The 6,846-nt window shown below is 39.3% G+C and carries 6 protein-coding genes and 2 pseudogenes; 3 read left to right on the top strand and 5 right to left on the bottom strand.

The genetic code is table 11. The features are described from left to right. Together BKE30_RS16130 and BKE30_RS15495 are read left to right on the top strand one after the other, a co-directional pair. On the top strand, positions 1 to 681 hold a 681-nt coding region (locus BKE30_RS16130), incomplete at its 5' end, for a hypothetical protein (protein ID WP_158073215.1). A gap of 7 nt (positions 682 to 688) precedes the next feature. Beyond that, positions 689 to 928 (top strand): hypothetical protein, encoded by a 240-nt coding sequence (locus BKE30_RS15495; RefSeq protein ID WP_076879453.1) that lies wholly within the window; start codon positions 689 to 691, stop codon positions 926 to 928. 161 nt (positions 929 to 1,089) lie between these two features. On the opposite strand, the pseudogene BKE30_RS15500 reads toward BKE30_RS15495, so the two are convergent. Together BKE30_RS15500 and BKE30_RS16235 are read right to left on the bottom strand one after the other, a co-directional pair. After that, positions 1,090 to 1,917: pseudogene (locus BKE30_RS15500) on the bottom strand (HAMP domain-containing protein); the annotation flags it as partial. Further along, a pseudogene (locus BKE30_RS16235) lies at positions 1,901 to 2,143 on the bottom strand (winged helix-turn-helix domain-containing protein); the annotation flags it as partial. The pseudogenes BKE30_RS15500 and BKE30_RS16235, both read right to left, overlap by 17 nt. Before the next feature lie 66 nt (positions 2,144 to 2,209). Here BKE30_RS16235 and BKE30_RS15515 point away from each other — a divergent pair. Continuing rightward, positions 2,210 to 3,390 (top strand): IS3 family transposase gene (locus tag BKE30_RS15515; RefSeq protein ID WP_227518427.1). Its coding sequence is split into 2 segments (ribosomal slippage): positions 2,210 to 2,474 and positions 2,474 to 3,390, totalling 1,182 coding nucleotides; the frame shifts between segments, so codons are not numbered across the junction. A gap of 152 nt (positions 3,391 to 3,542) precedes the next feature. On the opposite strand, the gene BKE30_RS15520 is transcribed toward BKE30_RS15515, so the two are convergent. The 3 genes from BKE30_RS15520 to BKE30_RS15530 all read right to left on the bottom strand — a co-directional run bounded on the left by BKE30_RS15520 (position 3,543) and on the right by BKE30_RS15530 (position 6,773). Next, complete coding sequence (locus tag BKE30_RS15520; protein WP_076879456.1) at positions 3,543 to 4,463, bottom strand: copper resistance protein B; 921 nt, start codon at positions 4,461 to 4,463, stop codon at positions 3,543 to 3,545. Further along, on the bottom strand, positions 4,450 to 6,387 hold the full coding sequence (locus BKE30_RS15525) for a multicopper oxidase domain-containing protein (protein ID WP_076879457.1): 1,938 nt from the start codon (positions 6,385 to 6,387) through the stop codon (positions 4,450 to 4,452). The genes BKE30_RS15520 and BKE30_RS15525 overlap by 14 nt, the downstream gene beginning before the upstream one ends. A gap of 89 nt (positions 6,388 to 6,476) precedes the next feature. Further along, complete coding sequence (locus BKE30_RS15530; RefSeq protein WP_076879458.1) at positions 6,477 to 6,773, bottom strand: hypothetical protein; 297 nt, start codon at positions 6,771 to 6,773, stop codon at positions 6,477 to 6,479. Between the last annotated feature and the right edge of the window lie 73 nt (positions 6,774 to 6,846).

Raw genomic sequence — 6,846 nt, forward strand, 5'->3', positions numbered from 1 at the left:
CAGCAAAGTTCTAATCATCAAAGTCTCATAGCTGCCTTAAGCCCCACGGATGAACAGCATCGACCCCGGGAAGGCTATGCGATATTACAGGTGTATGAGCAGGATCAGTTGCAAAGTGAAATCAAGATTTTTCAGCATCGTAAGTCAGTAACCCATACTGACCCTCAAGGGCAAGCGCTCTCGGTTTTACAGGCGGTGTCAGCAGAAGAAACGCTAAACTATTATTTTAATGGCCTTGTGACCAAGACCAATACAGAATTTAATATCTCGCGTGATATTGCCCGAATCATCTTGAATATTTTCTGTGGCCATCCGGTTAATGCATCACAATTTTCAAGTCAGGCCACTGATTATTTAGCGTCCTTACGCCAGCTGTATCGACGTTTTAAAGAGCAGCAACTCACGGTGCGTTTAATCGCTGTTCGTACCATCTTGTTTGGTCCCTACAAAATTCGCAGCCTGCTGTCCAGTAATCCGCAAAAAGGCCCTTTAAAGCTTTATCAGAACAACCAGTTTTTACCTACCATCCTGGTGATTCAGCGCCATGCCGATTCTGGCAGGGCTTTTGGGGTGTTTGCGCTACCTGCTGAACAGGCCTCATCATTTAAGCCCTGCACCTTGTCCGCATTGCCTATAGATATGGCACAATACACGTATCGGCATCTGATCGCAAAGGAGTAGGTTCGCCATGACGGATCGGCCAGAAAATGAGAAAACCAAACGTACCGAAGCCCAACGCAATGCTGAGTTACGGCATGAGCAGCATCGCATTCATTTTAAGATCAGTGCTAATCTAAAGACCAACCCTACGTATGCCCGTAAGTTTCAGCGATATCAGGAGGCTAATCTCTTGGGAACATTATTAAAAGAAGCATTGCTCAATGCCCCAGAAAACCCAGAAGACTTTGTGCCGTCTAAATTTAAGTAATCTTCATAAAGAAGCTGCCCAGCATCGCCAGAATAATGCGACCCAGCAAGAACATTTATATGAGCAGGTTGCAGAAAAAGCCGAACTGATTATGGATTTTGCCGAACCGTGCATTACCCATCGTTACTTACAGGAAAAAGATGTTTTACCACATGGCTTAAAAATAGTACCTGAAGGTAATCAGCAACTGGCCGACAAAGGCAGACCTGAGTTTGGGTCATTAAATTATTGATAGGTGTTCTTAGCTCATGAGTTAGATCAGAAGAAAAATCAGAAAGCCTGGCTACTGCAGACTCCAGTCGATCCAACATTTCATTAAAGGCAATCGCCAGAGATCTTAATTCTACCGGGATGTGATTAACTTCGAGCCGACCTGTTAAGTCCTGAGCGGAAATACCCTCAGCGACTCTGGCCATAGTATGCGCTGGGCGAAGTCCTCGCCGGGCGGCAACCCATCCTAAAAGCATAAGCGTTAAGGTGCCAGCACTACCAATAATTAACAGCTGCTGGCGAAAATCATCTAGAAAAAGTTGGTGTTCGGTGGTGTCTATTCCTAGGATAATTTGATGACTATCCGCTAATTTTGTGTGAGGACTGGTAACGATCAGGCCACGAAAATTGTGTCCATTAGTCTGCCATTCGGTCAATGGATTCTTTGCATCTTGTAAGCGCAATTTACTGGAGATGAGGGGAGGGTGCGAGCTGAGCAACAAGTGTCCGATCGGCCGTTCGATCTGTACCATAAGCCCGTGATGGCCAACTAACGCATCTTTAAGTTGTGTGGTCAGGAATAAATCATTATTGGGGTACTGCTTTAACAAATTCTCGATAAGTTCTACTTTACCCTCAAGTTGCGTATGATCCTGCTGTTCAAAGTGGTGCATGACTAATTGATGAATCACTATGCCCATAATCAGCAAAATAACGATAGTGAACAGTGAAAAAATAAGACTTATTCTTAAGCTAATTGCGTTAAGTAACGGGGTCATCCTTAACCTCCAGCACATAACCCATGCCACGTATATTTTGAATAAGCCGGGTATCAAAATTATTGTCAATCTTGCTACGTAGCCGCTTAATGGCCACCTCAACTACATTTGTGTCGCTATCAAAATTCATATCCCAGACCTGAGAGGCAATAAGCGAACGAGGCAATACTTCTCCACGCCTGCGCATAAATAACTCCAGCAATGCAAATTCTTTAGCCGTTAAGTCTGTAATGGTCTAATGAAATCAGACAGTGTGATAGAGATATAATTTCACTGAACTGAGGATCTCAACATGACCAAAGCTAAACGCAAATTTGATGCAAATTACAAACTACACATTTGTGAGCTGATTCGTAAACAAGGGCTGACGATTACCCAAGTCTGTAACGATAATAATCTAGGGCAAAGCACCGTACATCGCTGGTTAAACCAATACGATGCTGAGTTACAGGGCAAAGCTGGTATTGGATTACCTATCACACCTGAGCAAAGACGGATTCGTGAACTTGAATTAGAGAATAAGCGTCTGCGAGGTGACGTCGATATTCTAAAAAAGGCTATGACTTGCTTTATCAAGCCAACAGTGTAGATAAATCCAAGTTAATTCAACAATGTACTCAACATTCAATTCAACGTGTTTGCGAACTTTTAATGCTCAATCGTTCAAGTCTTTATCGTCATAAACAATCAAAGGCTTCGAAGACGTCAGATTCTGATCAGACTTTAATTGAGCGTATTTGTGGCCTATTTAATTTGAGTGGTAAGAACTATGGCAGTCGTCGAATTCAACGTGCTTTACTTGCTGAGGGAATTTGCGTGGGTCGATACAAAGTCCGTCGCATTATGCGTAAGCAAGGTTTGGTGACGACATGGCGACGTAAATTTATCAAAACCACAAACTCTAAACACAATATGAAAGTTGCTGAAAATATATTAAATCAAAAGTTTAACCCTACTGAACCCAATAAAGTATGGGTAGCTGACATTACATATATCTGGACGGCAAGAGGTTGGTTGTATTTAGCAGCCGTAATCGATCTAAACTCACGTAAAATCGTAGGTTATAGCCTGTCTCATCGTATGACAGCGGATTTGGTATGTACAGCATTACAAGTTGCAATTCATACTCGACAACCGCCTGAGGGATTGATAATGCATACAGACAGAGGCAGCCAGTATTGTTCTGTACAGTATCAAGATTTACTTAGCCAGTATGGGGTTCATTGTAGCATGAGCCACAAAGGGCTGTGTTATGACAATGCCGTTATGGAGCGTTTCTTCTTAAGTTTGAAGATGGAACGTGTGTGGCAGAAACATTATGCAAATCATCAAGAGGCGATTAAAGATGTCAGCCACTACATCACGGTGTTTTACAATCAAATTCGATTGCATTCAACATTAGGATATTTATCGCCAAATAATTATGAGCAAAAAGTAGACAATATCTCTATGCCTGTGTCTGATTTTACTTGACCATTACAGTCAGCATGGTACGAGGCATAGCGAATAGTAAAGATTTGATTTTACTACTTCGCTATTTTTTAAGCTAAAAGTGTCAACACACCCTAGTAATAATTCATGAATAGTAGCCGAAGCTACCATTCATGAATCCAAATCATACTATTTTAAAAAACTAATTCGATGCCTGCACCATATTTCCACCCTTTTTCGGAATTAGTAGCCTCTTGCATAAAAGTATCTTGCTGTCCTTTTTCATACTGATAAGCAATATCAATAAAAGGTTTAATTCGCTTAGTAATCTCATATCGGGTTTTGATACCAGTTTTTAGTTCTGATAAACCTGATTTTGCAGCATAGTTAGAATCATCGCTAAATATTACATCTGCTTCGATATAAGGTTGAGTAATAAGTTTCTGAGTTAAAAGCAAATCACGTTCTAATTCAAAACTTGCTCCCCAAAAATTATTCTCACCGCCATAAAGATATGCTTGTGTTTCAAAGAAATAAGGAGCTAGACCTAATACACCAATAACACCATCAACTCGATCACTGTTGCTGCTATTTTTATCTTCGCTATATCTTACACCAGCTTGTACATCCCAAAATGGGGCTACATTACGACTATAGAGTGCAGATATATCATAATTAATATCACTGCTTTCTGACTTTTCCGAATTGGCTTCAATAAATAGACGATTTTCATCTGTCCCAATTAAAGTATCAAACTTTGTTCCTAGTTTGCCCTTACCGTCTTCATCAACTATCCATGCATTTTCAAGTCTTGTTACTTGATAAATTTGTCCGCCATGTTCTTTAAGATGATCATCATTAGATGGGGCTGATCTCTTTCTTGCGGTCAGAATAATATTATCTCCCCCATTTGCATTTTCCATTGAATAATATTCTGGATACAATTCTTGGGGGCTATATCTTAAGCCACCAGACTCCTGTAAAAGAATTTTCATATTTTTTGTAATATTACTGTCTTGTACAGGCGTTTCATTTTGAGCGAACGTTAGATTTGATAATCCAAATAGCGCAATCATCAAAGTTGTTTTTGAAAACAAATTATTAGTGATGTGCATGTGGATTTACTCCCTTCTCATTTACTTGGGACTGAGGAACAGTCTTTGTAGAATTACCATCTTCCACTTGAGCTACAATGAGTTTATTCATCATTCCTGCACTCATATGGTAAAGCAGGTGACAATGAATAGCCCACTCACCTAACTCATCAGCTGTGAGTAGAGTGGTTATCGTTTTCCCAGGTGGAACAATTACCGTATGTTTGTTTGGCATATTGCTTGGATCCTGACCATTCTCAAGCTGCATAAACATGCCATGTAAGTGCATTGGGTGAGCCATCATACTGTCATTGACAAATTTTAAGCGAATACGTTCACCATACTTCACCACTAGTGGGTCGGCTTCATTAAATTTTTTACCATTTATTGTCCAAATATAACGCTCCATGTTTCCACCAAGACGGATCTCTATTTCACGTTCAGCTGCACGAGTGTCTTTTTGAGGATCTAACGATTGCAAATCACTATATTGCAATGCTTTATTACCTTCAGGTGTTGAAGCATTTGCCCATCCAAATACGGTATTATCATTCTTGTCTGAAGCCGCCTTAACAGTAGCGCTATTCATCGGCATATCATGATCCATACCTTTCATAGAAGACATATCATGATCCATACCTTTCATAGAAGACATATCGTGATTCATGCCTTTCATAGAAGACATATCGTGATTCATGCCTTTCATAGAAGACATATCATGATTCATATCTTTCATTGAAGACATATCATGATCCATACCTTTCATAGAAGACATATCGTGATTCATACCATGCATCGAATGGTCTTCAGATGTCTTATTTGGCATTGAAGACATATCATGGTTCATACCAGATGAAGAGCCATGATCCATCCCCATATCCTCCATAGTCAATAAAGAACGAGGACGAGGCTTAGGCATCTCAATTTGTTTGACTGCTGGTCTGCTTTCTTCATGTAAGGTTCCAACCGAAAATCCAGTACGATCAATAGATTCAGCTTCGATTTGATAATGGGCTTGTTTCGGTTCAACAATGACATCATAAGTTTCAGCAGTACCAATACGGAACTCATCTACAGGAACGGGCTTTACAGGTTGACCATCAGCACTGACTACAGTCATTTTTAGGTTTGGAATGCGTACATCAAAGAATGACATAGCGGAAGCATTAATAAAACGAAGGCGAACTTTTTCACCAGCTTTGAAGTTGCCCGTCCAATTTTGCTGAGGTGTCTTGCCATTCATTAAAAATGTATAACCTGTGACATCGGACATATCTGTTTTCAGCATTCGCATCTGATTCCACATAGAACGGTCTTGCCAAGTCGCTTTTAGCCCATCACGTTTAACTTGTTTTAATACATCGAATACTGTTTCGCGGCGGTTCTGATAGTAGTCTGCTTCTTTTTTAATATTTTTCATAATTTGATCACTTGTTGAATTATGAAAATCAGAAAGCAAAACAACGTAATCTTTATCGGTTTTTTCAGCAGCTGTTAGTGGAGTTTTATCTTTAGGATAAATAACAAAAGCACCATATAAACCGTCTTGTTCTTGTCCTTTACTATGTGAATGATACCAATAAGTACCATTTTGGCGGACTTTAAACTTATATTCATAAGTTTTATTAGGGGCAATGCCATGAAATTTGTTAAATCCAGGTACACCATCCATAATTCCAGGTAATAATAAGCCATGCCAATGGATTGAAGAGTCCTGATTTTTTAACTTATTGTGAACACGGATAACGGCCTCATCACCTTCTTCAAATTCAAGAAGTGGTGCAACGAATTTACCATTTACAGTAATTCTCTCAACTGGTTTTCCTGTGATATTTACAGTTTGTTCAGCGATTGTTAAATCATATTCTTTAACTGCCGCCATTACCCAAGTTGATGAAAATAAACCAACTCCAATTAAGAGTATATGACTTAACTTTTTTGACATTCTATCTCACCTTTAGAAAGGTCAAGATTGAAGTAATAAAGCAAATATTTAGTATAAACTTTAATACTTCTTTCTCGCTATTTATAAAATTATTTATTGCTACCAGGCATATTCATCTTTGAATGATCCATTTTAGAATGGTCCATATTCATCATAGAATGATCCATTTTTGACATGTCAGATGAGTTAGGAGACTGATGTTGACTATGATCTTGCTGAGTCTTGTCATCTTTTTCCATTTTACAAGGTTTTGTACAAGGTTCCTGTGCTTTTACCGTTTTAGTGGCACTTGAGGTTGATACATCTTTTGCCCAAGATTGAGTACCAGCAATTAAAGTTCCAGCACACATTAAAATTGTTAGACTACGACGCACTACAGTTTCCATAAGTTTCTCTAAAAGTTAATTTCTTGCTACTACAATAAAGTGAAGCACTGAACATCTAAGTGACTTGAAAATG

It is taken from the genome of Alkanindiges hydrocarboniclasticus, from assembly GCF_001982605.1.
GTDB lineage: Bacteria > Pseudomonadota > Gammaproteobacteria > Pseudomonadales > Moraxellaceae > Alkanindiges > Alkanindiges hydrocarboniclasticus.

Bases quoted from the DNA above. Each gene is read 5' to 3' on its own strand.
- BKE30_RS15495 (WP_076879453.1), top strand. From the start codon at position 689: ATGACGGATCGGCCAGAAAATGAGAAAACCAAACGTACCGAAGCCCAA.
- BKE30_RS15520 (WP_076879456.1), bottom strand. From the start codon at position 4,463: ATGCACATCACTAATAATTTGTTTTCAAAAACAACTTTGATGATTGCG.
- BKE30_RS15525 (WP_076879457.1), bottom strand. From the start codon at position 6,387: ATGTCAAAAAAGTTAAGTCATATACTCTTAATTGGAGTTGGTTTATTT.
- BKE30_RS15530 (WP_076879458.1), bottom strand. From the start codon at position 6,773: ATGGAAACTGTAGTGCGTCGTAGTCTAACAATTTTAATGTGTGCTGGA.